At 70.8% G+C, this 25,153-nt stretch carries 22 protein-coding genes; 14 read left to right on the forward strand and 8 right to left on the reverse strand.

What is annotated here, in order from left to right:
* Position 1 precedes the first annotated feature (1 nt).
* Complete coding sequence (locus ACFSOX_RS16120) at positions 2 to 748, reverse strand: NlpC/P60 family protein (RefSeq protein ID WP_378478834.1); 747 nt, start codon at positions 746 to 748, stop codon at positions 2 to 4.
* Here ACFSOX_RS16120 and ACFSOX_RS16125 point away from each other — a divergent pair.
* Both ACFSOX_RS16125 and ACFSOX_RS16130 read left to right on the forward strand, forming a co-directional pair.
* Positions 726 to 1,943 (forward strand): glycosyltransferase, encoded by a 1,218-nt coding sequence (locus tag ACFSOX_RS16125; RefSeq protein WP_378478835.1) that lies wholly within the window; start codon positions 726 to 728, stop codon positions 1,941 to 1,943. The genes ACFSOX_RS16120 and ACFSOX_RS16125 overlap by 23 nt on opposite strands.
* A gap of 301 nt (positions 1,944 to 2,244) precedes the next feature.
* On the forward strand, positions 2,245 to 3,168 hold the full coding sequence (locus tag ACFSOX_RS16130; RefSeq protein WP_378478836.1) for a calcium-binding protein: 924 nt from the start codon (positions 2,245 to 2,247) through the stop codon (positions 3,166 to 3,168).
* A gap of 94 nt (positions 3,169 to 3,262) precedes the next feature.
* On the opposite strand, the gene ACFSOX_RS16135 is transcribed toward ACFSOX_RS16130, so the two are convergent.
* Positions 3,263 to 3,568 carry a hypothetical protein gene (locus ACFSOX_RS16135; RefSeq protein ID WP_378478837.1) on the reverse strand — a complete coding sequence of 102 codons (306 nt, stop codon included), beginning with the start codon at positions 3,566 to 3,568 and terminating at the stop codon, positions 3,263 to 3,265.
* A 307-nt stretch (positions 3,569 to 3,875) separates the two neighbouring features.
* Here ACFSOX_RS16135 and ACFSOX_RS16140 point away from each other — a divergent pair, with 307 nt between their 5' ends.
* The 9 genes from ACFSOX_RS16140 to ACFSOX_RS16180 all read left to right on the forward strand — a co-directional run bounded on the left by ACFSOX_RS16140 (position 3,876) and on the right by ACFSOX_RS16180 (position 14,416).
* Positions 3,876 to 4,313, forward strand: a complete 438-nt coding sequence (locus ACFSOX_RS16140; RefSeq protein ID WP_378478838.1) for a hypothetical protein — start codon at positions 3,876 to 3,878, stop codon at positions 4,311 to 4,313.
* Positions 4,314 to 4,387: 74 nt separating this feature from the next.
* Positions 4,388 to 5,377: a lytic transglycosylase domain-containing protein gene (locus tag ACFSOX_RS16145; RefSeq protein ID WP_378478839.1), complete on the forward strand. Its 990-nt coding sequence runs from the start codon at positions 4,388 to 4,390 to the stop codon at positions 5,375 to 5,377.
* A gap of 278 nt (positions 5,378 to 5,655) precedes the next feature.
* Entirely contained in the window at positions 5,656 to 7,506 is a 1,851-nt protein-coding gene (locus ACFSOX_RS16150; protein ID WP_378478840.1) for a ShlB/FhaC/HecB family hemolysin secretion/activation protein, read from the forward strand.
* Between the two features lie 50 nt (positions 7,507 to 7,556).
* Positions 7,557 to 9,581, forward strand: a complete 2,025-nt coding sequence (locus tag ACFSOX_RS16155) for a DUF2341 domain-containing protein (RefSeq protein WP_378478841.1) — start codon at positions 7,557 to 7,559, stop codon at positions 9,579 to 9,581.
* A 5-nt stretch (positions 9,582 to 9,586) separates the two neighbouring features.
* Entirely contained in the window at positions 9,587 to 9,991 is a 405-nt protein-coding gene (locus tag ACFSOX_RS16160; RefSeq protein ID WP_378478842.1) for an ExbD/TolR family protein, read from the forward strand.
* Between the two features lie 66 nt (positions 9,992 to 10,057).
* On the forward strand, positions 10,058 to 10,789 hold the full coding sequence (locus ACFSOX_RS16165) for a TonB C-terminal domain-containing protein (RefSeq protein ID WP_378478843.1): 732 nt from the start codon (positions 10,058 to 10,060) through the stop codon (positions 10,787 to 10,789).
* Between the two features lie 89 nt (positions 10,790 to 10,878).
* A complete protein-coding gene (locus ACFSOX_RS16170; protein ID WP_378478844.1) occupies positions 10,879 to 12,729 on the forward strand; it encodes a putative porin in 1,851 nt (616 codons plus the stop codon).
* A 2-nt stretch (positions 12,730 to 12,731) separates the two neighbouring features.
* Positions 12,732 to 13,349 (forward strand): hypothetical protein, encoded by a 618-nt coding sequence (locus tag ACFSOX_RS16175; protein ID WP_378478845.1) that lies wholly within the window; start codon positions 12,732 to 12,734, stop codon positions 13,347 to 13,349.
* Positions 13,346 to 14,416 carry a peptidylprolyl isomerase gene (locus ACFSOX_RS16180; RefSeq protein ID WP_378478846.1) on the forward strand — a complete coding sequence of 357 codons (1,071 nt, stop codon included), beginning with the start codon at positions 13,346 to 13,348 and terminating at the stop codon, positions 14,414 to 14,416. The genes ACFSOX_RS16175 and ACFSOX_RS16180 overlap by 4 nt, the downstream gene beginning before the upstream one ends.
* Positions 14,417 to 14,607: 191 nt before the next feature.
* Here the strand turns inward: ACFSOX_RS16180 and ACFSOX_RS16185 are convergent, their stop codons facing one another.
* Positions 14,608 to 14,811 carry a hypothetical protein gene (locus ACFSOX_RS16185; protein WP_378478847.1) on the reverse strand — a complete coding sequence of 68 codons (204 nt, stop codon included), beginning with the start codon at positions 14,809 to 14,811 and terminating at the stop codon, positions 14,608 to 14,610.
* A gap of 464 nt (positions 14,812 to 15,275) precedes the next feature.
* On the opposite strand from ACFSOX_RS16185, the gene ACFSOX_RS16190 reads away from it, so the two are divergent.
* Positions 15,276 to 16,547 carry a WcaI family glycosyltransferase gene (locus ACFSOX_RS16190; protein WP_378478848.1) on the forward strand — a complete coding sequence of 424 codons (1,272 nt, stop codon included), beginning with the start codon at positions 15,276 to 15,278 and terminating at the stop codon, positions 16,545 to 16,547.
* 96 nt (positions 16,548 to 16,643) lie between these two features.
* Here ACFSOX_RS16190 and ACFSOX_RS16195 read toward each other — a convergent pair whose 3' ends face one another.
* Positions 16,644 to 17,042, reverse strand: coding sequence for a helix-turn-helix domain-containing protein (locus ACFSOX_RS16195; protein WP_378478849.1), 399 nt, complete (start codon positions 17,040 to 17,042; stop codon positions 16,644 to 16,646).
* A 441-nt stretch (positions 17,043 to 17,483) separates the two neighbouring features.
* The gene (locus tag ACFSOX_RS16200) at positions 17,484 to 18,587 is read right to left on the reverse strand and encodes an alkene reductase (RefSeq protein WP_378478850.1); all 1,104 of its coding nucleotides are present in this window, start codon (positions 18,585 to 18,587) and stop codon (positions 17,484 to 17,486) included.
* Positions 18,588 to 18,769: 182 nt separating this feature from the next.
* Here ACFSOX_RS16200 and ACFSOX_RS16205 point away from each other — a divergent pair, with 182 nt between their 5' ends.
* Complete coding sequence (locus tag ACFSOX_RS16205; protein WP_378478851.1) at positions 18,770 to 20,557, forward strand: metallophosphoesterase family protein; 1,788 nt, start codon at positions 18,770 to 18,772, stop codon at positions 20,555 to 20,557.
* 211 nt (positions 20,558 to 20,768) lie between these two features.
* Here ACFSOX_RS16205 and ACFSOX_RS16210 read toward each other — a convergent pair whose 3' ends face one another.
* Both ACFSOX_RS16210 and ACFSOX_RS16215 read right to left on the reverse strand, forming a co-directional pair.
* The gene (locus tag ACFSOX_RS16210) at positions 20,769 to 21,836 is read right to left on the reverse strand and encodes an AI-2E family transporter (protein WP_378478852.1); all 1,068 of its coding nucleotides are present in this window, start codon (positions 21,834 to 21,836) and stop codon (positions 20,769 to 20,771) included.
* Positions 21,837 to 22,039: 203 nt separating this feature from the next.
* Entirely contained in the window at positions 22,040 to 22,546 is a 507-nt protein-coding gene (locus tag ACFSOX_RS16215) for a DNA-binding transcriptional response regulator (protein ID WP_378478853.1), read from the reverse strand.
* A 315-nt stretch (positions 22,547 to 22,861) separates the two neighbouring features.
* Here ACFSOX_RS16215 and ACFSOX_RS16220 point away from each other — a divergent pair, with 315 nt between their 5' ends.
* On the forward strand, positions 22,862 to 23,614 hold the full coding sequence (locus ACFSOX_RS16220) for an SDR family NAD(P)-dependent oxidoreductase (protein WP_378478854.1): 753 nt from the start codon (positions 22,862 to 22,864) through the stop codon (positions 23,612 to 23,614).
* A 200-nt stretch (positions 23,615 to 23,814) separates the two neighbouring features.
* Here the strand turns inward: ACFSOX_RS16220 and murA are convergent, their stop codons facing one another.
* Positions 23,815 to 25,104, reverse strand: a complete 1,290-nt coding sequence (gene murA / locus ACFSOX_RS16225) for a UDP-N-acetylglucosamine 1-carboxyvinyltransferase (RefSeq protein ID WP_378478855.1) — start codon at positions 25,102 to 25,104, stop codon at positions 23,815 to 23,817.
* Positions 25,105 to 25,153 lie beyond the last annotated feature (49 nt).

The raw sequence follows: 25,153 nt of genomic DNA on the forward strand, positions 1-25,153 counted from the left end.
TTCACTGCGGCGCCGATGGCGTCCGGGGACTCGCGAGGCGCAGCCTGAGGCCCACCAGCGGCTCGCTGCCGGTCGGGCCGTGGAGCACGACGCGCGGCGCGACGAAGCGGGCGATGGGCGCCGCGAGGAACAGGGCTTCGATCACCACGGCGACGCCGGGCCGCGGCGCGTCGAGTGCGACCATGACATGCGTGATCGCCCGGCTTTCATTGCGCGTCCCGACGAAGTCGCCGGGCCGGACCGCCGCGGCCGCCTCGCCGTCGCCCGCGAGCCTCACCGCGTAGCGCAGCTCGAACCCCGACAGATCGAAGGTGCCCGGACCGTCGGGGCCGGAGACGTCGCCCGGCGCGAGGCCGAACGGATCGATCGCGAAGCCTTCGATCCGAGCGGGCAGGTCCGGCCCGCCGAGCCATGCACCGGGCGCGGTGGCGACGACATCGCCGCGTCCGACGAGCCGCCCCCGCAGCCGCAGCCCATGGACCGTGACGGTGGCGCGCGAGGTGCCTCGGGCGGCGAGATTCGACGGCTCAGCTTCGCTGGCCGGAGGCTCGTTCGGCCGTTCGTTCGGCGGCTTGGTCATCGGCACGTCAAGGGCCTCTGCTTGCTGGGACCGGGGCGGTCGGCGCGGTCGCCCGTGATGATATCGCCGATCGATATGACGTTTGCCCGGTGCGGCAGCATGACGACCACGTGCCGGGCCGCAGGCGCCGATCCAGGTCCGTCCGATGAACGTGCTGTTCGTCCACAACAACTTCCCGGCCCAGTTCGGCGCCGTGGCGCAGGCGCTGGCGCGCGAGCAAGGCGTCCGCGTCGCGGCGATCGGCAGCCCGACGGCGCGCCCGGTCCCGGGCGTGACGGTGCTGCGCTACGACGACGCCCGCCGCGCCGATCCGGCCGTGGTCCATCCCTTCGCCCGCCGGTTCGAGACCGAGTGCCGCCGCGCCGAGCAGGTGCTCTATGCCGCGACGGCGCTGCGCGCGTCCGGCTTCGTGCCCGACGTCGTCGTCGCGCATCCCGGCTGGGGCGAGACTCTGCCGCTGCGCGAGGCGTTCCCGACCGCACGCCACATCGTCTATTGCGAGTTCTATTACGCCGCCGAGGGGGGCGACGTCGGCTTCGATCCGGAGTTCCCCGGCTACGGGCTCGACGGCCGGGTGGCGATCGACATGAAGAACGCCGCGACCCTGTTGGCGCTCGCCGGCCGCGCGCGCGGCGTGTCGCCGACCCGCTGGCAGCGCTCGACCTATCCGGAGAGCCTGCAGCCGCTGATCGAGGTGGTGCACGAGGGCATCGACACGACGCGAGCGACGCCCGATCCCGTCGCGACCGTCGTGCTGCCCGACGGGCGCCGTCTGCGCGTCGGCGACGAGGTGATCACGTTCGTGGCCCGCAACCTCGAGCCGTTGCGCGGTTATCACGTGTTCATGCGGTCGCTGCCGCGGGTGCTCGCCGCGCGGCCGAACGCGCGCGTCCTGATCGTCGGCGCCGACGGCCCGGGCTACGGTCTGCGGCCGCCCCCCGGCACCACCTGGAAGGCGCGGTTCCTCGACGAGGTGGCGCCGCGACTGGATCGCGAGCGGGTGCATTTTCTCGGTCCCGTCGCTCACGACGTCTTTCTCGACGTGCTGCGCGTCTCGTCGGCGCACGTGTATCTCACCTATCCGTTCGTGCTGTCGTGGTCGCTGCTCGAGGCGATGAGCGCCGGCTGCCTGGTGATCGCCTCCGACACGCCCCCGCTGCGCGAGGTGATCGACGGCGACACCGGCGTGTTGGTGCCCTTCTTCGACGTGCCGCGACTCGCCGACACGGTCGTCGAGGCGCTCGCCGCGCCCGAGCGGTTCCGGCCGCTGCGCGCGGCGGCGCGCCGGCGCGTGACGGCGCATTACGACCGCGACCGCGTCTGCGTGCCGCGGATGCTGCGCTTGGTTCGCGGCGAGGCCTGACGCCGCGGGGCTCCGGCCGGCGACCGTCATGGTCACGTCAAAGCGGCGTCATCCCGGGGAATCGCCGATCGCAGGGTGGCGAGGCCGAATGTCGCGGAATGGTACTCTCTCCTTTCAATGTTAAGATTCGAGTTGAATGTGACCGAAAATGATCGCACAAGATTAACATAGACGCGAAGCCCATGGCCTTTCGACAGGCCACGCGTCCGAGATCGAATGACCGATCATGCGCGCGGGCGTCCTGTGCCCCGCGACCAGTGCGACCAAGTCTCACGATGCCGGATGCGGCGAGGAGGATATGATGAGCGACACGATCATGGGGACGCCGGATGGCGACATGCTGGTCTCGACCAGCATGTCGGGCGACGGCAACGAGGTGCTGGGCCTCGGTGGCAACGACACGGTGCTGGGCGGTGCCGGGTCCGACACGATCGACGGCGGTGCGGGTGACGACTGGCTGGTGTCGCAGAGCGTCGTCGGCGAGGCGACCGTCGTGACCGGCGGCGGCGGCAACGACTGGCTGTGGAGCGGGCTCGGCGCCGACACGCTCTCCGGCGGCAGCGGCAACGACGTGCTCGTCTCCCGCAGCGCGTATGATAGCCCCACCACCGAGGCCGTGCTGCTCGATGGCGGCACCGGCAACGACACGATGTTCGGTGGCACCGGCGACGACACCCTCCTCGGGGGGGCCGGCAACGACCAGATCGTGGTCGGCTCGGGCCACCAGGTGGCGCTCGGGGGCGCCGGCGACGACCTGATCATGGACGGTGTCGCCGGACAGGGCTGGGGCCTGTCCTCCGGGTCGTCGACGCTCGACGGCGGTGCCGGCAACGACTACATCGTCGGCAGCGGCTCCGACACGCTGCTCGGCGGTGCCGACGACGACATCCTGATCTCGCACAGCGGCACCGGCGACAGCGCCTGGCTCGACGGCGGCACCGGCAACGACACGCTGATCGCGGCCGGCTCCGGGAACGACGTTCTCGCGGGCGGCGACGGCGACGACATGTTCGTGTTCTGGACGTCGACCGGGAACTTCACCATCAGCGGCGGCGCCGGGAACGACTCGCTCGTCTTCGATCAGTTCGCGTCGACCGACGCGACCGTGGTGGCGAAGGGCGACCAATACGAGATCACGTTCGCCGGGCACGATCTCACGCTGACCGTGTCCTACGTCGAATCGCTGCTCTTCGGCCACGACGGCACGGTTCTGATGCTGGCCTGATCCGGACCGACGCGGCGGTGCCTCGGCTCATCGGGGCGCCGCTCGTCGTCGGCGGCGCATGGCCGCCGCACGGCCCGCCGCTCGGGCGACGGCTTCAGCCGGCCGCGGACACTCGATCCGGCGTGGTCGCCGGGGTGACCGGCGTCACCATCAGGGCATGCACGGCTCGAAGGTCGGCTACGCAGCCTCGCAGCCGCTCGTCGATTTGGTGCTCGACCAGGCGATCGAGAAAGCGGGCGACGAGCACCGCGTCGAGCTTGGCACGGGTCCGCCCGTCACGGCTCTTGCGGCGATCGAGCGGGATCGCCGCGGCGGCGGCGCGGGCCTGGGCCGCGTCGCAACCGAGCAGGGCGCCGAGTTCGTCGTAGTCCAACCAGATTTGCGGCACGGCAGTCTCCATCGGTGCGCGATTGTCGCTCCCGCCGCCCTAACATTCGTTTAACGGTGCCGCCGGCGAAGGCCCGCGCGGGAGCCGTACCGAGGAGGCCGGCCGCACCGCACGACCGCCTTCGGTCACATTGGCTTTATGCTGGAGCGGTAGCGTCCGCCGCATGCTGGAGCAGTAGCGTCCGCCGCCGCCCCGTCGCGTGCCGACTCCTGCGGCGAGGGCCGGCGCGGGCCGGCGGCGTCGGCGAGACCCGTCGAATATGATACAAATGATAGCGGATGCACGTGGCGAGGTGACGTCACGATTCGAGGAGAGGCAGATGCCACGAACGATCCGCCGTCCCGCCGGGCGGCCGGTCGCGTCCGGAGTCCCCGTGGGCGTCGCGGGTGGTGCCGCCCTCGCGCTCGCCGTGCTGATCTGCTCGACCGGCCTCGCCGTGGCGCAGGCCGCCGGCTCCGGCGAGCGTCGTGAGGCGATCATCGGCGGCGGCGGCGCGCCGTCCTCCATGTTCCAGCGCTGCATCGACGTCGAGGTCGGCGGCGATCGCGGGTTCGGCTGTCTGAACGAGCAGCTTCGCCGCGAGGTGGATCGCGTCCATCCGAGCCTCAACCTGCCGCCGCTCGACGCCGGCTCCTCGGATCTGCGGGTCGGGAACGTCAACCAGGCCGCGGTGCAGCAGCAATACGGTCGCAACTTCGGCGTCTCGGCCTATCCGTACCGGCCGCCGCCTCCCGTCTACGCGATCCCGCGCCGATGATGTCGGTGGTGCCGTCCTCGGCCCGTGACGTTGCGCGGGCCGATCGGAGGCGCGCGCTCGCCGCGACGCCGCTCATGCTCCTGTCCTGCATGGCCGTCGCCGCCGCCGCGGTCACGACCTTCGCCACGAAAGCGGTCCCGCCGACCGTCCCGGCGACGGTCGCGGCCGCGGCGTCCGCGCTGCGTCCGGATGGCCGACGCGCAACGGTCGAGCCGGCGCGGGACGGGGCGGTGGACGACGCGCAGGCTGCCCTCGGCTCGCCGGATTCGGCGCTTCCGAGCGACGACGCCATCGACGCTCACGACGTGGACGCTCACGACGTCGACGCCCGCGACGGGGACGACGCCAAGGTCGACGATGCCGACGACGTGCCGCCGCTTCGCCTCGAGATGCCGACCGTGCGGGCGCTCACCGCGGCCGATCTGCCGCCGGCCAGCGTCTTCGCCTATGGACGTCGGGACCGCCTGCGCGGCCTGCCGGGTCGTGCGTGGTCGGCCGACATGGTGGCGCGCCTGCTTGCCGCCGGCGACCGCACCGGCTTTCGCGCGATCGCCGAGCGGGAGGCGCGGGCGTTCGGGATCCCGCCGGAATTCGCCGACGCCGTGATGGCGATCGAGAGCAGCTACAACCCGGCCACCATCGGGGCGGACGGCGAGATCGGCCTGATGCAGCTCATGCCGGCCACGGCGCGCATGCTGGGCTTCGCCGGGACGCTCGAGGAGCTCGCGGTTCCGGAGACCAACATCCACTACGGCGTGCGCTATCTCGCCGGCGCCTGGCGGCTCGGACGTCAGGACATCTGCACGGCGGCGATGAAGTACCGGGCCGGTCACGGCGAGACGCGCTTCTCGTATCGCTCGGTCGACTATTGCCTGAAGGTTCGGGCCCATCTCGCGGCGCGTGGCGTCGTGGTCACGGGCGCCGTGCCCGAGCCGACCTTCGGAGAGCCCGTTGGAGCCGGCGCGGTGCGCCGCCCGTCGCTCGCGGCACGGACCGATCTCGACGCGCTGAACGCCGGACTTCGCCAGATCGGCGCCGCTCCGGCGCGAGATACCGCACGATGATCGGCCGCAATTCGATACTGTTACGCTATCGATCACGTCGAATTCCCACAGCGCGGAACATCTGGCCGTGCGCGCGGGCCACACTCTCGCGCCATGTTAGGTCTCTCCGTTACTGTTGTTACAGCGTCACAAATTCGTTGTCCCCCCTCGTTAGGTTTCCGCGCGATTGATGCGGGTGGGGTCGGAGTGTTATGTGTGCGGTTTCGACCGTTATAGGGGCGGGCCATCGGCGTGACCGTAGGACGTGGCGCGCTCGCCCGCCGGTCCGGCAGCGCCCGGTGACGGACGACGGAATCGCCGGCGTCGCATGCGACGAGACGGCGGGCCCGCAGCGCGTCGGCATGCGCGTCCGGTCGCGGATCGCCGGGACGGCATTGGTGGCGGTCGCCGTCGCGGTTCACGCTTCGCTCGCCGCCGCGGCGCCGTCCCGCGCCGGCGACACCGCCACGGTCGATACCGCCGCCGCCGACACCGCTGCGGCCGGCGCGGGCCGCGACGCCGGCGGAGGTGCGGCCACGGACCGAGCCTCCAAGCCCAAGGACGCCAAGGTCAAGGACGCGAAGGGCAAGGACGCCAAAGGCACGGCCGACAAGCCGGCCGAGACGGTGCGGTTCGACATCGACGAGTACCGAGTGGAGGGCGCCGAGGCGCTGCCCGACATCGAGGTCGAGGAGGCCGTGTACCCGTATCTCGGCCCGAACCGCACGCCCGAGGACGTCGAGAAGGCCCGCGCCGCGCTGGAGAAGGCCTATCACGCCAAGGGCCTGCAGACCGTCACGGTGTCGGTGCCGCAGCAGAACGCGCTGCGCGGCTTCGTCGTCCTCAAGGTCGCGGAGAACAAGGTCGGGCGGCTGCGGGTCAAGGGTTCGCGCTATTACGATCTCGACGTCGTGAAACAGAACGCCGGGTCGCTGCGCGAAGGCAAGCTGCCGAACTTCAAGGAGGTGACGAAGGACATCGTCGCCCTCAACGCCTGGCCGGACCGCCGCGTCACGCCGTCGCTGCGTGCCGGCGTGACGCCCGGCACCGTCGACGTCGACCTCAATGTCGAGGACAAGCACCCGGTCCACGCCAGCCTCGAGCTCAACAACCGGCAGAGCCCGAGCACCACGCCGCTGCGCCTCAACGCGACGGTGCGCTACGAGAACCTCTGGCAGCGTGGCCATTCGTTGTCGTTCTCGTACCAGGTCGCGCCGATGCGCCAGAAGGACGCCGAGGTGTTCTCCGGCTCGTATCTGGCGCGCACCGACCACGAATGGCTCAACATCCTGATCTACGGCCTGACCTCGTCGAGCTCGGTGGCGACGGTCGGCGGCGCCAACGTGGTCGGTCCCGGCCAGGTGATCGGCACCCGCGGCGTGATCACGCTGCCCAACAAGGGCGACCTCTTCCACACGCTGTCGCTCGGCTTCGACTACAAGCGCTTCGAGCAGACGCTGTCGCTCCAGGCCGACGCGTTCTCGTCGCCCGTCGCCTATGTGCCGATCGTCGGCAGCTACGGCGCGAGCCTGCAGGGTGACGGCCGCCTCACCCAGTTCAACGCGACCGTGCTGGGCGGCACCCGCGGGCTCGGCAGCGACCCGTATCAGTTCGACGCCAAGCGCTACAAGGCTTCGGGCAGCTTCTTCATCGTCCGCGCCGACGTCTCGCACACCCAGGACATCTGGGCCGGTGCGCAGGTCTTCGTGAAGGTGCAGGGTCAGCTCGCCGACCAGCCGCTGGTGTCGAGCGAGCAGTTCAGCCTCGGCGGTCTCGACACGGTCCGCGGCTATCTCGAGTCCGAGGCGCTCGGCGACTACGGCGGTGCCGGCACGATCGAGCTGCGCACGCCCAATCTCGCCACCTATCTCGAGCAGACGCTCGACAACGGCGCCGGCCGGAGCGTCAAGTTCAACGCGTTCACCGACTGGCGCATCTTCGCCTTCGCCGACGCCGGCCGCACGCGGCTCAAGTCGCCGCTGATCGAGCAGCAGCAGCAGTTCGACATGGCGAGCTTCGGCTTCGGCTCGCGGATGCGCGCCATGCAATACCTCAACGCCATGGTTCTCGTCGGCCTCCCGCTGATCGGCCAGCAGGAGACGATCGCCTGGGATCCGCGGATCAGCTTTCGACTCTGGGGCGAGTTCTGATGATCGACCTGATGACCGGCCGGTTCCGACCGGATCGCCGAGGCCCCGGCATGCCGACCCCGAGGGTCCGCGTCGCCGCATTGCTGCTCGTTCTCGCCGCCGTGCTGGCGCCGGGACCGGCGGCGGCATGGTGGAACGACCAGTGGGCGCTGCGCAAGAAGATCACGCTCGACACCGGGGCGTCCGGCGCCGGGGTGAGCGACCCGATCGGCACAACGCCGGTGCTGATCCGGCTGCATGTCGGCAATTTCCGCTTCGGCTCCGCCAAGGAGGACGGCGGCGACCTGCGCTTCGTCGCCGGCGACGACAAGACGCCGCTCAAGCACCACGTCGAGAAGTTCGACTCGCTGCTCGGCGAGGCGCTGGTGTGGGTGCAGGTGCCCGACCTCAAGCCCGGCACCAAGTCGGACATCTGGCTCTACTACAACAACCCGAAGGCCCCGACCGCGGTCGACCCTAAAGGCACCTACGACGCCGACACGGTGCTGGCCTATCACTTCGCCGAGCGCGGCACGCCGGCGCAGGACGCCTCCGCCTGGGGAAACGGCGCCCAGTCGGTGGTGCCGGGCGCCGACGGCGCCATCATCGGCAACGGCCTGCGCTTCGACGGGCAGACGCCGCTGGTGCTGCCCGGCGCGCCATCGCTGGTCGTCGCCGAGGGGGGCGCGCTGACCTGGTCGGCCTGGGTGAAGATGGCGGCGCCGCAGCCGCGCGCGGCGCTCTACTCGCGCCGCGACGGCGCCAACCGGCTGCTGATCGGGCTCGACAACGGCGTGCCCTTCGTCGAGGTGGCGACCGGCGGCGCGACGGTGCGCACCGGCGAGACGGCGGCGATCTCGCCCGGCGCCTGGCATCACGTCGCGATGACGGCCGCCGACGGCCAGATCGTGCTCTATGTCGACGGCGCCAAGGTCGCGACCGCGGCGGGTGCGCTGCCGACCCTGACGGCCGGTGCTCATGTCGGCGCCCCGATGGCCGCGACCACGGCCGTGGCGCCCGGCGCGGATCCGGCCGCCGCGCCGGCCGATCCCGCGACGTCGCCGGCGACCGCGACATCGCCGACACCCGCCGATCCGGCGGCGCCTCAGGCTCCCGCGGATGCCCCCGCGGGAGCCGCCCCGGATGCCTCTGCTGCGGCGTCCGGCGGCGCCGCCCCGGCGTCCGCCGGGACGATCGGCTTCGTCGGCGACATCGACGAGCTGCAGATCGCCAAGGTGGCGCGGCCGGCCGGCTTCATCAGGTTGGCGGCCATCGGGCAGGGGCCCGATCACGCCAAGCTGATCACGTTCAGCGTCGACGAGGAGACGTCGAGCTGGCTGAGCGGCCACTTCGCCGTGATCCTGAAATCGGTCACGCTCGACGGCTGGATCGTCATCGCCCTGTGCGGAATCATGGCGGTGATCAGCTGGGTCGTGATGGTCGAGAAAGTCTCGTATCTGAACCGGGTGACCAAGGGAAACACGCTCTTCCTGCACCGGTTCCGCGAGGCGGCGACCGACCTCGACGGCCTCTTGCGCGTCGACGACGAGGAGGAGATCGCGCTCGCCCGCGACGCCGGCAAGAAGGAGACCCGGCTGATCGAGGGCGCGCCGCTGCATCGCCTCTTCCATCTCGGAGCCGAGGAGATTCGCAACCGCTTCTCCGGCAACGGCAGCGGCGCCCGCATCCTGTCGCCGCAGGCGATCGCGGCGATTCGCGCGGTGCTTGACTCCGGCTACGTGCGCGAGACCCAGAAGCTCAACCGCTCGATCGTGATGCTGACGATCGCGATCTCGGGCGGGCCGTTCCTTGGCCTGCTCGGCACCGTGATCGGCGTGATGATCACGTTCGCGGCGATCGCGGCTTCCGGCGACGTCAACGTCAACGCCATCGCGCCCGGCATCGCGGCCGCCCTGGTCGCGACGGTGGCCGGCCTCGGCGTCGCGATCCCGGCGCTGTTCGGCTACAACTATCTGGTCATCAGGATCAAGGACACGACCAGCGAGATGCAGGTCTTCATCGACGAGTTCGTCACCAAGATGGCGGAGTCGTTCCACGGGACGCCCGAGCGGCCCCTGAAGATCGCGGCGGAGTGACGGTCATGCAGGTCCAGGCCGACTCCAAGCCGTACGACGACATCAACATCACCCCGATGCTCGATCTCGCCTACGTGCTGCTGCTGATCTTCATCATCATGACGACGGCGACCGTGCAGGGCATGAAGGTGAACCTGCCGAAGGCGAGTGCCGCGCCGAGCCTCGCGCAGCAGACCACCAAGGCGATCACGGTGGCGGGCGACGGCAAGATCTTCGTCGACACCGTGCCGGTCACGCTCCCCGAGCTCGAGCAGCGGCTGGTCCAGCAGCGCGCCCTGACGCCCGACTTTCCGGTCGTCGTGCGCGGCGACAGCCAGACCCAGTATCAGAACGTGATCGACGTGCTCGATCTGCTCGGGCGCCTCGACATCAAGCAGGTCGGGCTCGCCACCAAGCCGCTGGTGAAGTGACGAGCGGACGAAGCGACGAAGCGACGAACCGACGGATCGGACGAGACAGGACGAGGCTGCGGACCGATGGCCCGGCGATACCACACGAGCGACGACAGCGGACGATCGGGCGGCCGCGGGCGGCTGCTCGCGGTCGGCACCGGGCTCGTCGTGCTGCTGCTGCTCGGCGCCGGCGTCGCGGTGCTGCTGAGCGGCGATCCGGAGCCGCCCCGCAAGGTCCAGGATCTGACCGTCGTCGCCATCCTGCCGCCGCCGCCTCCGCCGCCGCCGCCGCCCGAGAGGGAGCCGCCGCCGCCGGAGCAGAAGGTGGTCGAGCAGACGCCGGTCAAGCAGGAGATCATCGAGGAGAAGCCGGTCGAGATCCCGAAGGAGGCGCCGCCCGACGACACCAAGTCGGATGCGCCGCCGGACGGACCGCTCGGGCTCGACGACGCCGGCAAGGGGCCGGGTGATCTGCTCGGCCGTCCCGGCGGGCGCGGCATCATCGGCGGCGGCGGTGGCGGCGGGGGCGGTGGCACCAAATGGGGATGGTACGCCGCCATCGTGCAGTCGCAGATCGAGGCGGCGCTGCGCGCGAACGAGCGCACCCGCTACGCCGTGATGCAGGTCCAGGTCCGGCTGTGGTCGGACGGCACCGGACGGGTGAACCGGGTGCAGCTCGTGTCGTCGACCGGCAATCCGGAGCTCGACGCGGTCATCCAGAACGACGTGCTGGGACGGCTGACGCTGCGCGAGCCGCCGCCGAGAGACATGCCGATGCCGATCATCACGCGGGTGATGGCGCGGCGACCGACCTGAGATCCGGACCCGGGCCGGACCGGACGGACAGACGGGCCGGACGGACGAGCCGAGCAAAAAACCGAGTGTGCAGGTGTGAGGGGGTTGTCATGATCGACAGGGGCACGGTGCGGAGCATCATTCCGATCGTGGTCGCGATGGCGTGCGGGCTCGCACTGCCGACGGCGGCCGCCGCCCAGGACGAGGCTCCTCCGCGCGGGCCGCGACCGACCGTGTCACGCAGCGCGCCGCCGTCACCGAACGCCACCGTCAACCTGATCAACCTGCTGGTGAAGCAGGGCGTGCTCGACGAGGCGCAGGCGGCCGCGCTGGTCAAGCAGGCCGACGAGGAGGCCTATGTGGCCCGCCAGGCGGCGCGCGAGGCGGCCACCAAGGCGGAGGGTGCCAAGACCACGGCCGACACGGCCCTGGAGGCGACGTCTCCGAAGGGCACCAAGCGCGTCACCTATGTGCCCGAGGTGGTGAAGAAGCAGATCCGCGAGGATCTGCGCCGCGAGGTGATGGCGCAGGCCAAGACCGAAGGTTGGGCGGCGCCCGGCAAGTTCCCGGAATGGGTGTCGCGCATCCGCTTCATGGGCGACCTGCGGGTGCGCTACGAGGGTGATTTCTTCCCCAAGGGAAACGATCCGTACACGGCCGTCAACTACAACGCGATCAACACTGGCAGCCCTTACAACACAAGCAACACCGGAACCGGCGCGGTCCTCTGGCCGACTTACAATGTCGATCAGGACCGCGACCGCGCGCGCCTGCGCGCTCGGCTCGGCATGGAGGCCGATCTGTTCGACGGCTTCACGGCTGGCCTGCGGATCGCCACCGGCGACACCAACGCGCCGGTCTCGTTCAACCAGACGCTCGGCGGCTCCGGCGGCAACTTCAGCAAGTACGCGATCTGGCTCGACCGTGCCTTCATCAATTACCGGCCGTGGGACGACCTCTCGTTCTATGCCGGCCGGTTCGACAATCCGTTCTTTCATCCGACCGATCTCGTCTATCACCGCGACCTCGGCTTCGACGGCATCGCGGCGAAGGCCCGGTACGAGATCGCGCCGGGCATCACGCCGTTCTTCGTCGCCGGCGTGTTCCCGCTCTACAACACCGACTTCAACGTCGGGAACGGCATCGACTATTCGACCGGGACGGTCGGCAAGTTCCCGAGTCACGACAAGTGGATGGTCGGTGCGCAGACGGGCAGCGACTTCCGCATGACGCCGGAGATCGACCTCAAGCTCGGCGTCGCCTACTACGACTTCATGAACGTGCGCGGCCAGCTCTCCAGCCCGTGCTTCGTCTACACCTCGTCGGATCTGTGCGACACCGACCTGACGCGGCCGTCCTTCGCGCAGAAGGGCAACACCTACATGGCGCTGCGCAACATCGTCCCGGTCTACGTCAACAACGTGCTGGGCCCGCAGTACCAGTATTTCGGGCTCGCCTCGGCATTCCGCGACGTGGTGCTCAGCGGCCGGCTCGACTTCGGCCACTTCCACCCGGTGCATGTCGTGCTCGACGGCGAGTACGTGCAGAACGTCGCCTGGGACCGCGCCGACATCGCCGCCAAGGTGAACGCGAACCCGATCTGGGCGTCGGGTGCGGTGGCGCCGTGCCCATCCGGCCAGAGCGGGTGCAATCAGGTCTACGAGGGCGGCAATGTCGGTTGGCTCATGCGGATGACCGTCGGCTACAAGCAGCTCAAGGAATTCGGCGACTGGAACTTCCACGTCGGCTACAAGTATCTCGAGTCCGACGCCGTCATCGACGCCTTCGCCGATTCCGACTTCGGTCTCGGCGGCACCAACCTGAAGGGCTACTTCGTCGGCGCCAACTTGGCGCTCGGTCAGAACGTCTGGGCCTCGGCGCGCTGGATGAGCGCCAACCAGGTCGCCGGCGCGCCCTATGCGGTCGACATCATCCAGGTCGACCTCAACGCGCGGTTCTGATCATGCGCCCGTCCGCCCGTCCCGTGGCGATCGCCCTCGCGGCGATCGCGCTCGTCGCCACCGGCCTTGCCGGATCGGCCCCGGCGCAGGCCCAGTCGGAGACCGATCGGCTGCGCGAGGCGCTGCGCAGCGCCACCGCGCAGGTGCGCTCGCTCGAGGATCAGCGCGCCGTTCTCCAGGCCCGCCAGGCCGAGGCCGAGCGCGAGCGCGACCGCCTGCGCCGCCAGAACGAGACGCTGCGGGCCCAGGTCAAGGAGGCCGAGCAGGCCTATCGCCAGGCCGTGTCCGACTTCAACCAGCGCCTGACCGAGCGCGACGAGACGCTGGAGAAGTGGAAGGACGCCTATGGCGAGGCCGCGACCGTGGCGCGCGCCAAGGAGGCCGAGCGGGCCAGGCTCGAGCAGAAGGCGGCGGTGCTCGAAGCGAGCGGCAAGAGCTGCACGGCGAAGAACACCCAGCTCCTCAAGGTCGGCACCGAGCTCCTGCAGCGCTACGAGGCGATGAACCCGTTGGAAGCCGCCGTGGTCCACGACCCGATCTTCGGCCTGCGCCGGGTCGAGCACCAGAACCTGGTGCAGGACTATCGTGACAAGCTGCTCGATCAGAAGGTGAGACCATGACCAAGCCCTCCGCCCGCGTCGCGGGAGTCGCCGGCGCCGCGGGAGCGGCCCTCGTGATCCTGGCTGGTCTCGGCGGCACCGCGATCGCGCAGGCGCCCGCGCGCAATGCGCCGCCGGCCCGCCCGACCGCTCCCGCTGCGGCGCCCGCCGCCGCGCCGGCGACCGCAGCGCCATCGGCTGCGCCGCCGGTCCGCCCGGGCGAGGCTGTCCGCCAGGGGAGCGACAAGGGCGGCGAGGTGATCGCCCGGGTCGCCGGACGCGACGTGACGGCGGACGAGATCCGGGCCGTGGTGGAGAGCCTCGATGCGCGCCAGCAGGCGGCGCTCGCGCGCGATCCCGGACTTCTCAGCCAGACGGTGCGCTCGATGCTGGCCAATCGCCTCGTCCTCAAGGAGGCGCTCGACAAGAAATGGGAGCAGCAGCCGGCCGTCGCGGCGCGGGTCGAGCGGGCGCGCGAGAACGCCATCGTCGAGAGCTATCTGCAGTCGGTCACGGTGCCGCCGGTGGACTTTCCGAGCGAGGCCGACATCAAGGCCGCCTACGAGGCGAACGCCAGCGCGTTCCTGCTGCCGCGCCGCTTCCAGCTCGCCCAGGTCTTCGTCGCCGTGGAGAAGGGCGCCGACCAGGCCACGGAGGACAAGGCGCGCAAGAAGCTCGACGACGTGATGAAGAAGCTGAAGGCGCCCGGCGCCGATTTCGCCGCGGTGGCGAAGGCCGAATCGGACGACAAGGAGAGCCTCGACAAGGGCGGCGAGATCGGCTGGCTCGCCGAGGCCCAGCTCCGCCCGGAGATCCGCGGCCAGGTGGTGGGGCTCGCCAAGGGCGCGATCTCCGAGCCGGTGCGGCTCGACGACGGCTGGCACGTCCTCAGGCTGATCGACACCAGGCCGTCCGAGAGCCGGCCGCTCGCCGAGGTGCGCGACGCGCTGGTGCAGCGCCTGCGCGAGGAACGGGCGGAGGCGAACCGCCGCGCCTTCGTCACCGAGCTTCTGCGCAAGAGCCCGCCCGCCATCAACGAGCTCGCCCTCTCCAAGCTGCTCGACGGCATCCCGGCCGAGCCGCGCTGACGCCGCCGCCCTGGCTCGGGCCCGGTCGTTCGAGCACTCTCATTCTGGCACTTTCATTCTGGAACTGTCGTTCGGCGCGGTCATTCTGCCGCGCCGAACCCGACGTCGGCGCGTTTCGCATGAACGGGGCCGGGGTGCGGGTCGGCGCTGCCGGCGCCGACACGGCGTGATCCCGACGCCCGCCATCCGCGTCACGACCCCGCCAGCGTCTCGCCCTCCCGCACCGTGGACAGGGTGATGCCGGCGGCCGCCAGCGTGCGCATCAGCCGGTCGGCGTAATTGCGCCATTGCACCCGCATGGGCTCGGGCAGCTCGGGCCACGGCTCGCACTCGTTGCCGAACTGAGCCCGTCGCAGCGCATCGCCGACGACATCGATAACGCCACGATCAGCCATTCCCCCTCCGCCATGGTACTCGGATGCGAACATTATCGTTCGTTTATGACGTTTTTCACGCTGCGGTGCGTTGGAGCGTAGCGCCCCGTCCGCCCCGGTCTCGGTCCCGATCCCCTGTCGCGGAACGTGTGCGCCGGCTCCGTGCGAACGGTATCGAGGTCGCGCCCCTCTATCATCCGACGTGCCACATGGCGCCATCTGTAACGATACCGTCACGCCGCCGATATCGTTGAATGTTAGTTAAAGCCCGCCGAACGGCGGGCTGCCCGACGTCGATGCGCGAACGCCCGCGCATCGGGCGGCGGGGGCTTCCACAACATCCGGGTCGCGGGGCTTCGCCGCGTGTCGCGCCTGCCGCCGACGGCCGAGCACACACGCGTCGAACTGACACTCGTGACGCGTCGGCGTGAAGCGGACACGCGCCGATCGGACAGGCACCGGGCGGGCACGAGGAACGGAGCGTCATGCGCGTCCTGATCTGCGGCATCAACTACGCGCCCGACCTCATCGGCGTGCCGAAATACAACACCGAGCTGGCCGAAAGCCTGGTGTTGCGCGGTCACGAGGTCCGCGTCGTCACGGCGCCGCCCTACTACCCGGACTGGACCGTGCCCGAGGCCTATCGGCGGATGTGGTATGCGGGCGAGACGTTGAACGGCGTCCGGCTGACCCGTGCGCCGATCTACGTGCCGGGCCGACCGTCCGGCGGCAAGCGTCTCCTCCATCATGCCTCCTTCGCGGTGACGAGCATCGCGCCCGTCGTCTGGCACGCGCTGCGCTTCGCACCCGACGTCGTCTTCGCGGTCGCGCCGTCGCTCCTGTCGGCGCCGCTCGCCGCCGCCGCCGCCCGCCTGTGCGGGGCGACCTCGTGGCTGCATGTCCAGGATCTCGAGGTCGATGCCGCCTTCGAGCTCGGCCTGCTGCGCAACGCCGGCGCCCGCAGGGCCATGCTGGCGGCGGAGCGGACGATCCTGCGGCGCTTCGACCGCGTCTCGACCATCTCGCCGCCGATGATGCGGCGGCTGCGGGAGAAGGGCGTCGCCGCCGAGCGCCTGCGCGAGATCCGCAACTGGGTCGACACCGCGGCGATCGACCGCCGCGACCGGATGACCGCGATCCGCGCCCGGCTCGGACTCGGCGAGCGCGACATCGTCGTCCTCTATTCGGGCGCGATGTCGCGCAAGCAGGGGCTCGATCTGGTGATCGAGGCGGCGGCGCGCACCGCGTCGGCGCAACCGCGCGTTCACTACGTGCTGTGCGGCAACGGTCCGCACCGCGCCGAGCTCGAGGCGCTGGCGGCCGGCCGACCCGACGTGCATTTCCTCGACCTGCAGCCGGCCGCGCGATTGCCCGAGCTGCTCGCCACCGCCGACATCCACGTGATGCCGCAGCGGGCCGAGGCGGCCGATCTGGTGTTGCCCTCCAAGCTCTCGGGCATGTTCGCCTCGGCGCGCCCGATCGTCGTGATGGCGGCCCCAGGCACCGGCGTCGCCCAGGAGACGGAGGGGGCCGGCCTCCTGGTGCCGCCCGGCGAAGCCGACGGGCTCGCCGACGCGATCCTCCGCCTCGCCGCCGATCCGGCGCTGCGCCGCCAGCTCGGCACCGAGGCGCGGCTCCGGGCCGAGCGGCTGTGGGACCGCCTCGCCATCATCCGTAAGATCGAGCGGGAGTTCGTCGCGTCCGGCCGTCGGATCCCGATCGCCGGCGACGCGCCGGTGCCGGAAAAGAACCTGTGAGGGGGCGCCCGATCGTGGCGCTCGGGTCGCGGCGGCGTCCCGGCGAGAGCCGGGATCGTGGCTCGGATCCGGGATCGCTCGACCGTGCGGCCTGGCTCAGCCGCGCCGTGCGCGCGGGTCGCGCCCGGTGTCGCGATACTTCAGCTCCTCCTCCAGCCCGACCTTTTCGAGCAGAAGGTCGGTGACGAGACGACGGAGCCGCGCATTCTCCTGCTCGAGCTCCTCCATCCGGTCGAGCTGTCGCGATCGTCCCCCGGCCGGGGGCGTGTAGCGCGGCTCGTCGTCCACGACGGGTGCCAGCAGAGGTTGCCGGTGATCGTCGCCGTCGCGCGTCTGGCGCATCGGCCCGCGCTGCTTCCGCCAGCGGTGGTAGGTCATCACGCTGATGCCGAGCGCCTTGGAGATCTCGTGCTGGTTCTTGCCCTTGGCCGCCAACTGGTCGGCCTGCGCCAGCTTGTCGGCGATCTCTTCGGAGCCGTGACGCCTGCCTACCATCTCACTCGTTCCCGGCGAATCGAATTGGTCGAGAGAATCCAGGGTGAGCTGTGTACACCGGATTTCGCACGTTCTCAAACGCCGAGCCCGATCGAGCGACGGTGTCGAGGACGCGAATGTTCGGTCCGATCCGAGTATAACGTATCTTGTCTCATGATTTCTCGGAATAACCAACGGTGCCGCGGCCCGGATTTACAGACCGCATCGTCGGCTCCGTCCGACATAGGCCGCTGTTACGTCGCGATCCGGCGAGCGCCGCGTCGGCGAACCTCGGCTCGATCCGGTCGGCGCGGTCTCGCGTCCATTCGGGGGGATGCGACACCGCGTCGACCTGCGACCCACATGACGGTCGACGCGACGCCACATCCGATCCTCCATCCAGTGCGACATGCGGCGAGGCCGCACGTCCGGCCCGACGGCAGGGTGCGGTCGCCGCGCTGATCACGCCGGCTGCGGCTGCAGGGCCGGGTAGTCCGTGTAGCCCTCGGCGCCGCCACCATAGAACGTCGTCTGATCCGGCGGGTTCAGCGGCGCGCCGCGGCGCAGGCGCTCGACCAGGTCCGGGTTGGCGATATAGGCCTTGCCGAAGGCGACGAGGTCGGCCCGCCCCTCGGCGACAGCGGCTTCCGCGAGCACCGGCGTGTAGCCGTTGTTCGCGATATACGCCCCCTTGAAGGCGCGGCGCAGCGCCGCCCAGTCGAAGGGCGCGTTGTCGCGCGGGCCGCCGGTCGCGCCCTCGATGACGTGCAGATAGGCCGGCGCGAGCGTGTTCATGCGGGCGACCAGATGACCGAACAGGGCGGCCGGATCGCTGTCGGCGATGTCGTTGGCCGGCGACACCGGCGAGATGCGGATGCCGGTGCGCTCGCGGCCGATCTCGCCGATCACGGCGGCGAGCACCTCGAGCGTCAGCCGCACCCGGTTCTCGAGCGACCCGCCGTACTCGTCGCTGCGCTGGTTGGTGGAGTCGCGCAGGAACTGGTCGAGCAGATAACCGTTGGCGGCGTGCACCTCGACCCCGTCGAAGCCGGCCGCGATCGCGTTGGCGGCGGCCTGCCGGTAGGCGGCGACGATGCCGGGCAGCTCCTCGGTGCGCAGCGCCCGCGGCGTCGAGGTCTCGACGAACTGGCCGCCGACCCAGGTCTTGGTCTTGGCGGCGATCGCCGACGGCGCGACCGGCGCGCGTCCGCCCGGTTGCAGCGAGACGTGCGAGACGCGGCCGACATGCCAGAGCTGGATGACGATGCGCCCGCCGGCCGCATGCACGGCGTCCGTCACGGCGCGCCAGCCGGCGATCTGCTCTTCCGAATGGATGCCGGGGGTCGCCTCGTAGCCCTGGCCCTCCGGCATGATCTGGCTCGCCTCGGTGATCAGCAGGCCGGCCGAGGCGCGCTGCGCATAATAGGTCGCGGCGAGCGGGCCCGGCACGTTGCCGGCGGCGGCGCGGTTGCGCGTCAGTGGCGCCATGACGATGCGGTTGGGAAGCTCCATCCCGCCGAGCCGGAACGGCTCGAACAACTTGCCCGTGGATGCGGGAGTGGCCATCGTGATGTCCTTCGTTGGTCGCGTCTCAGGTTGATCGCGTCGTGATTGCATGCAACGACGCGCCGCGCGGGACGCGGCGGTCGCGGGGGCGGGACGGCCGGCGCTGTGGCGTCCGCGGCTGAGTTGGGTGCGCTGCACCCCGTCGTCAATGGCGCCCGCCTCGGCGCATCGGAGCACCTGCCATGCAGCCGATCACGGATCCGCGAGACGGCGACGCCGAGGACGACGCCTCCAGCACCAAGCAGCGCTCGCTCCTGTCGCTTGCGGGCAGCCTGCTGGCCGAGATCAGCCTGCCGAAGCTGGTCGTCGCGTGGATGTGGCTGATCGGCGTGCCGGGGCTGTTGCTCGGCGTCGCGCCGCTCCTCGCCTCGGTCTGGCTGTCGACGGTTTCGACCAAAGTCGCATATGCCGTCTCCGGCGTGTGGTCGGCCCTGGTGCTCGCCGCCGTGTTGGCGCTCGGCTGGTTCGGGGGGCGTCGGCTCGTCCGGATCGCCGAGGGCAGCTTCTGGGCGCTGACCTCGCTCGCCGTGCAGCCGATCTATGCGCTCGCCCGCGAGGGGCTGCGCCATCTCGCCGAGGCCGTGCTGGCGAAGGGCGCCGGGCAGGCGCGCCGGGCGCGGCTGCGCGCCGCGACCGCGGCGGTCGCGGGCCTCGCGGTCGCGGTGCCGGCCGTGCTGCTGGTCGTCTGGCTGTGGCCGTCGACCCGCTGGAGCGGCAGCATGGCGGATCTCGCCGCGCCGCTGCGCCTCGCGGCCGCCGGTGCCGCCAACGCGGCCGTGCTGATCGCCGGCTACTTCGCCGCCGCCGCGGCCGTGTGGGGCATCGCCGACGCCACCATGTCCCAGCCGCGCACGCGGCGCTTTTCGGGGGCGGGGGGCGAGAGCGACCCGGACGAGGCGTCCCCCGGCACGGCACAACCCGACGCGATGGTTCGACGCTGGCGGGTCGCGCATCTCTCCGATGTCCACATCGTCGGCGAGCGGTTCGGCTTTCGCATCGAATGCGGCCGTGCCGGACCGCGCGGCAACGGCCGGCTGCATCGCGTGCTCGCCCGCCTCGCCGAGATCCATGCGAGCGCGCCGCTCGACCTCGTGCTGATCACGGGCGACGTGACGGATGCCGGCCGCTCGGCCGAATGGGCCGAGTTCTTCGATGCGCTGGCGCCGTATCCAGAGCTCGTGGCCCGGATGCTGATCCAGCCCGGCAATCATGACGTCAACGTGGTCGACCGCGCCAACCCGGCGCGGCTCGACCTGCCGTTCAGCCCGGTCAAGCGGCTGCGTCAGGTGCGCACCCTCTCCGCCATCGCGGCCGTGCAGGGGGATCGCGTTCACGTCGTCGATCTCGCGGCCGGCAAGGTCGGGCCGATCCTCGGCGCGGCGCTGGCGCCGCACCGCGACGCGCTCGCGCGCTTCGCCGACCGCGCGGCGCTGCGCGGCGTTCCGGCCGTCGCCGATGCGTGGGCGCGGGCGTTCCCGCTGGTGCTGCCGCCGGCGACGCCGGACGGCCTCGGCGTCGTGCTGCTCGACTCCAACGCCGACACGCATTTCTCCTTCACCAACGCGCTCGGCCTCGTCACGGCCGAGCAGATGCGCGGCGTCGAGATCGCGCTCGAGGCGCATCCGGCGGCGTGCTGGCTCGTCGCGCTCCATCATCACGTCGTCGAGTATCCGATGCCGGCCAAGCAGCTGTCCGAACGGATCGGCACCGCGCTCGTCAACGGCACCTGGTTCGTCCGCCGCCTGCAACGCCTCGTCCCCGACGCCGTGGTGATGCACGGTCATCGCCATGTCGACTGGATCGGCACGTGCGGCGATCTGACCATCGTCTCGGCCCCGTCGCCCGTGATGGGCGCGACGAACGACCGCGACACCGCCTTCTACATCCACACGCTCGCGCGCGACGCGCAGGGGCGCCTGCATCTGCTCACGCCGGAGCGAGTCGTGATTCCGGGCGTGACGGAGGAGTGACCTGGTCTCGACCGTCCACGCTCCGCGCGTCCCCGTTTCCAGCTACGGGATGCACACATCGCGTGCCGTGCATGAGAGCGTCATGCGCGGGCTCGACCCCGCATCCATCGACGTCGCCAACAGTCGGTCGATCGCAGAAAGATGGATCGCCGGGTCGCGCCCGGCGATGTCGTCGGAGGGTGTGGCCGGCGCCTGCCGTCGTCTGACGTGATCAGGACGGCGTCTTCTTCGCCGCCGTCTCCGCCGCCGTCTCCGCCGCCGCCGTCTCCTCCGGCGCCTCGCCGGCCAGCAGCGTCGCGACCCAGCGGCTTCTTGGATACTGCTCGCACACGGTGAGGATCGCGATGACGATCGGCACGCCCATGAAGGCGCCGGCGATGCCCCACAGGAAGCTCCACAGGAACACGGCGAGCAGCACCACGAAGGGCGACAGTGACAGCCGGCTGCCGGCGACCCGCGGCTCCAGATAGCTGCCGACCACGAACTGGATGAGGTTGAGGGAGGCGAAGACGGCGAGCATCGTCTCCCACGACTGGAAATGGGCCAGCGCGAACAGGGTGGGGGCCAGCGTGGCGACGAACGGCCCGATGAACGGGATGTAGTTGAGCGCGAAGGCGACGACACCCCATTCGGCATAGAGCGGCAGGCCGATCGCGACGGCGAAGCCCGAGACCAGCGCGCCGGTGATCACGCTCATCACGGTGCGTACCAGCATGTAGGTCTGCAGCTTGGCGGCCGTCGCGGCGCCGGCCCGCACGAGCCGCTCGGCGCCGATCGCGACGAGCTTGCGGCCCGTGTCCTCGACCTCCAGCAGGCCGAGGATCAGGAACACCAGCGCCACCACGGAAAAGCTCGCGACGCTCTGCAGGCGCGACGCGACGGTCTGGATCGCGCCCACCATCCAGCTCGGGCTGAGCATGTCGGAGAACACGCCCGTGACGGCGAAACCGTGGCCCTCCAGCCAGACGGTCGCCTGCTGATACATCGCCTGGAACCGCGCCGTGTCGGCGATCAGCCAGCGCGCGGCGCGGCCGAAGCCCCAACCGATCATGGTGCCGAGCCCGGTCAGCACCACGGCGACGGCGACGACCGTGATCAGCAGCGCGAGCAGGCGCGGCAGCCGTTTCTGCAGCGTCGCCTGGACCGGCCAGGCGACCGCGACGACGAAGATGCCGAACGCCACCGGCGCCAGGATCACGCGGCCGAAATGGAGCGCGATGCATACCAGCACGGCCGTGCACACGGCCAGCAGGGTCAGGTGTCCACGGTTCGGCGTCATGTGGATTCCGAAGTTCGTTGGTCGTCATTCCGGGGCGGCGCGGAGCGCCGAACCCGGAATCCAGCCCAGACTGCGGAGCCTGACCCTGGATTCCGGGTTCGGGTCTTCGACCCGCCCCGGTACGGCGACCGATTCTGGTCGTCGATCACGTCTCGGGAGGATACGTGCTTTCGTCTCCCGCTGCCCAGCGCGCGGTTCCGCCGTCACGCACGAATCGCGTCGGGGGCCTCGATCGCCTTGCGCCAGTGGCAGTCGGCGAAGCAGCAGCCGACGATGCCGCGCTGCAGCCGGTCGCCGATGCGGGCGAGGCGGCCGGACAGGCCGGCGGCGACGATCGGCTTGCCGATCGGATAGCAGGTGTTGAGCCCGAGGCCCCAGGCGAAGTCCGCCGCGGCGAAGCGGTGTGCGCGATTGCCGGCGCCGATCAGCAGCACCGGCGCCGTGTAGCAGATCTCGGCGAGCGCGCGCAGGAAGCCGGCGACCGGCGTGCCGTCGACCGTCAGATCGGTGATCAGGCAGTCGAAGTTCTCGGAGCCGAGCAGCGTCTCGGCGTCCGAGAAGCGCGCCGCCGCCATGGCGGCCCAGCCGGTGCGGTCGGCGATGGTGCAGATGGTCCGGCACACCGCCGGGTCGTCGTCGACCACCAGCAGCCCGCGCTTCCAGGTCTGGCCGCAAGGCTCTGGCCTCAGCGGGGTCGCGCGGGTCGGCACCACCGTCTCCTGTCCGGCTCGGGTCGGCGTTCGACGGGCGGAGGCCGTGCGCGTCCTCCGCACGGGCGGCCGGACGGTCGTCGCGGGTGCCCATCGGCCTCGTCGGGACGTCACTTTCGTACACCGTTCGCTGAAAAGCCGTTAACGGCTGGCCCATGAAACGAGGGGTTGCCGGTTCCCGACGCGTCGTCCGCGGGAACCGGCTCCGTCGCCCAGCCGAAACCGCGGGGCAGATCCGCCGGCCGGCCCGCTTCCGCCGCGTTCGGGCGCCCCCGTAGAAATGGGGCATCGAAACCAGAAAAAGAGGAAAACGCCATGGCTCGGCTGCAGGGGAAGGTCGCCGTCGTCACCGGGGCGGGCGCCGGCATCGGCGCCGCGGTCTGCCGCGCCTTCGCGGCCGAGGGTGCCGCCGTCGTCGCCGTCGACATCGCGGCCGGACCGCTCGAGGGGCTCCTCGCCGACGTGACGCGGGCCGGGGGCCGCATCACCGGGCTCGTCGCCGACGTCGCCGAGGAGGCGACCGCCGAGGCCGCGGTGGCGCGTGCCGTCGGGGAGTTCGGCGGGCTCAACGTGCTGGTGTCGAACGCCGTGCTCGACCTGCCGCTGGCGCCGCTCACCACGCTGTCGCTCGCCGACTGGCGGCGCACCTTCGCGGTCAATCTCGACGCCTCGTTCCTGTTCTCGAAGCACGCCATCCCGGTGATGGAGCGGGGGGGCGGCGGCAGCATCGTGCTGGTCGCCTCGCAACAGGCGCGCGTCGCCCGGCCCGGCCGTCCCTGGTACTGCGCCGCCAAGGGCGCGCTGGTGCAGCTCGCCAAGGCCATGGCGGTCGACCACGCGGAGCAGAACATCCGGGTCAACACGCTGTCGCCCGGCCCGATCGAGACCGGCCGCTACCTGAAGAACTTCGCCACGGCGGAGGCGGCCCGCGCCAGCCACCACACGCTGCTCGGCCGGCTCGGCCGGCCCGACGAGATCGCCGGCGGCGCCGTGTTCCTGGCGAGCGACGAATCCTCGTTCATGACCGGCTCGGATCTCTTGATCGACGGCGGCTACACGGCGGTGTGATTTGGTCGGCGGATCGTGATCTCGGTCATTCAAGGGCGGCGCGCAGCGCCGAACCCGGAATCTAGCGACAGACTGTGCACCCTCGGCTGGATTCCGGGTTCGCTGCTTCGCAGCGCCCCGGAATGACGACCGACGTGATCAGGCGAACGCTTGTGAGAGGAGCCGCGCTCACGGCCTGCGCGCGGCGAGCCGTGTGACGCCTAGCCGCTGATGCGCTCGATCTCGGCGCCGCAGGCGGAGAGCTTGCTCTCCAGCCGCTCGAAGCCGCGGTCGAGGTGATAGACGCGGTTGACCAGGGTCTCGCCCTCGGCGACCAGCGCCGCGATGACCAGCGACACCGAGGCGCGCAGATCCGTCGCCATCACGGGCGCGCCCTTGAGCCGCGGCACGCCGGCGATGGTCGCCGTCTCGCCGTCGAGTCTTATGTCGGCGCCGAAGCGGGCGAGTTCCTGCACGTGCATGAAGCGGTTCTCGAAGATCGTCTCGGTGATGCGCGACGTCCCCTTGGCGCGCGTCATCAGCGCCATCAGCTGCGCCTGCAGATCGGTCGGGAAGCCCGGGAAGGGCGCGGTCGTCACCGTCACGGGGGCGATGCCGGCGCCGTTGCGCTGCACCCGGATGCCCTCGTTGGTGGCGGCGATCTCGACACCGGCCTCGACCAGCACGTCGAGCGCGGCCTGCAGGAGCTCGGGGCGGGCGCCGTCCAGCATCACGTCGCCGCCCGTCATCGCCACCGCCATCGCATAGGTGCCGGTCTCGATGCGGTCGGCGAGAACGCGGTGGCGGGTGCCGTCGAGCCGCGCCACGCCCTCGATCTCGATGCGCGGCGTGCCGGCGCCCTTGATGCGGGCGCCCATCTTGACGAGACAGTCGGCGACGTCGGCGATCTCCGGCTCGCAGGCGGCGTTCTCGATCACGGTCGCGCCCTTGGCCAGCACGGCGCCCATCAGCGCCGTGTGGGTGCCGCTCACCGTCACCTTGGGGAAGACGATCTCGCCGCCGCGCAGCCCGTGCGGCGCGCGGGCCAGCACATAGCCGCCGTCGATCTCGATCTCGGCGCCGAGATGTCGCAGCGCCATCAAGAGGAGGTCGACGGGCCGCGTGCCGATGGCGCAGCCGCCCGGCAGCGACACCTTGGCCTCGCCCATGCGGGCGACGAGCGGGGCGATCACCCAGAAGCTCGCCCGCATGCGGGAGACGAGATCATAGGGCGCCGTGGTGTCGACGATGCGCTTGGCCGAGATGTGCAGGGTCTGGCCGTCGTACTCGCCGTCGCCCGGCCGCTTGCCGCCGACCATGATGTCGACGCCGTGATTGCCGAGGATTCTCTGGAGGAGCGCGACGTCGGCGAGGCGCGGCACGTTCTCCAGCACCAAGGGCTCGTCGGTGAGCAGGCTCGCGATCATCAGGGGCAGGGTGGCGTTCTTGGCGCCCGAGATCGGGATGCGCCCCTTCAGGGGCTGCCCGCCCACGATGCGAATCCTGTCCATCTCGCCCCCTCTGCCCGCGCCCCGAGCCGCCCTTGCGGTGTCCGCTCGC

The organism is Rhodoplanes azumiensis, assembly GCF_042682915.1.
Classification (GTDB): Bacteria; Pseudomonadota; Alphaproteobacteria; order Rhizobiales; family Xanthobacteraceae; genus Rhodoplanes; species Rhodoplanes azumiensis.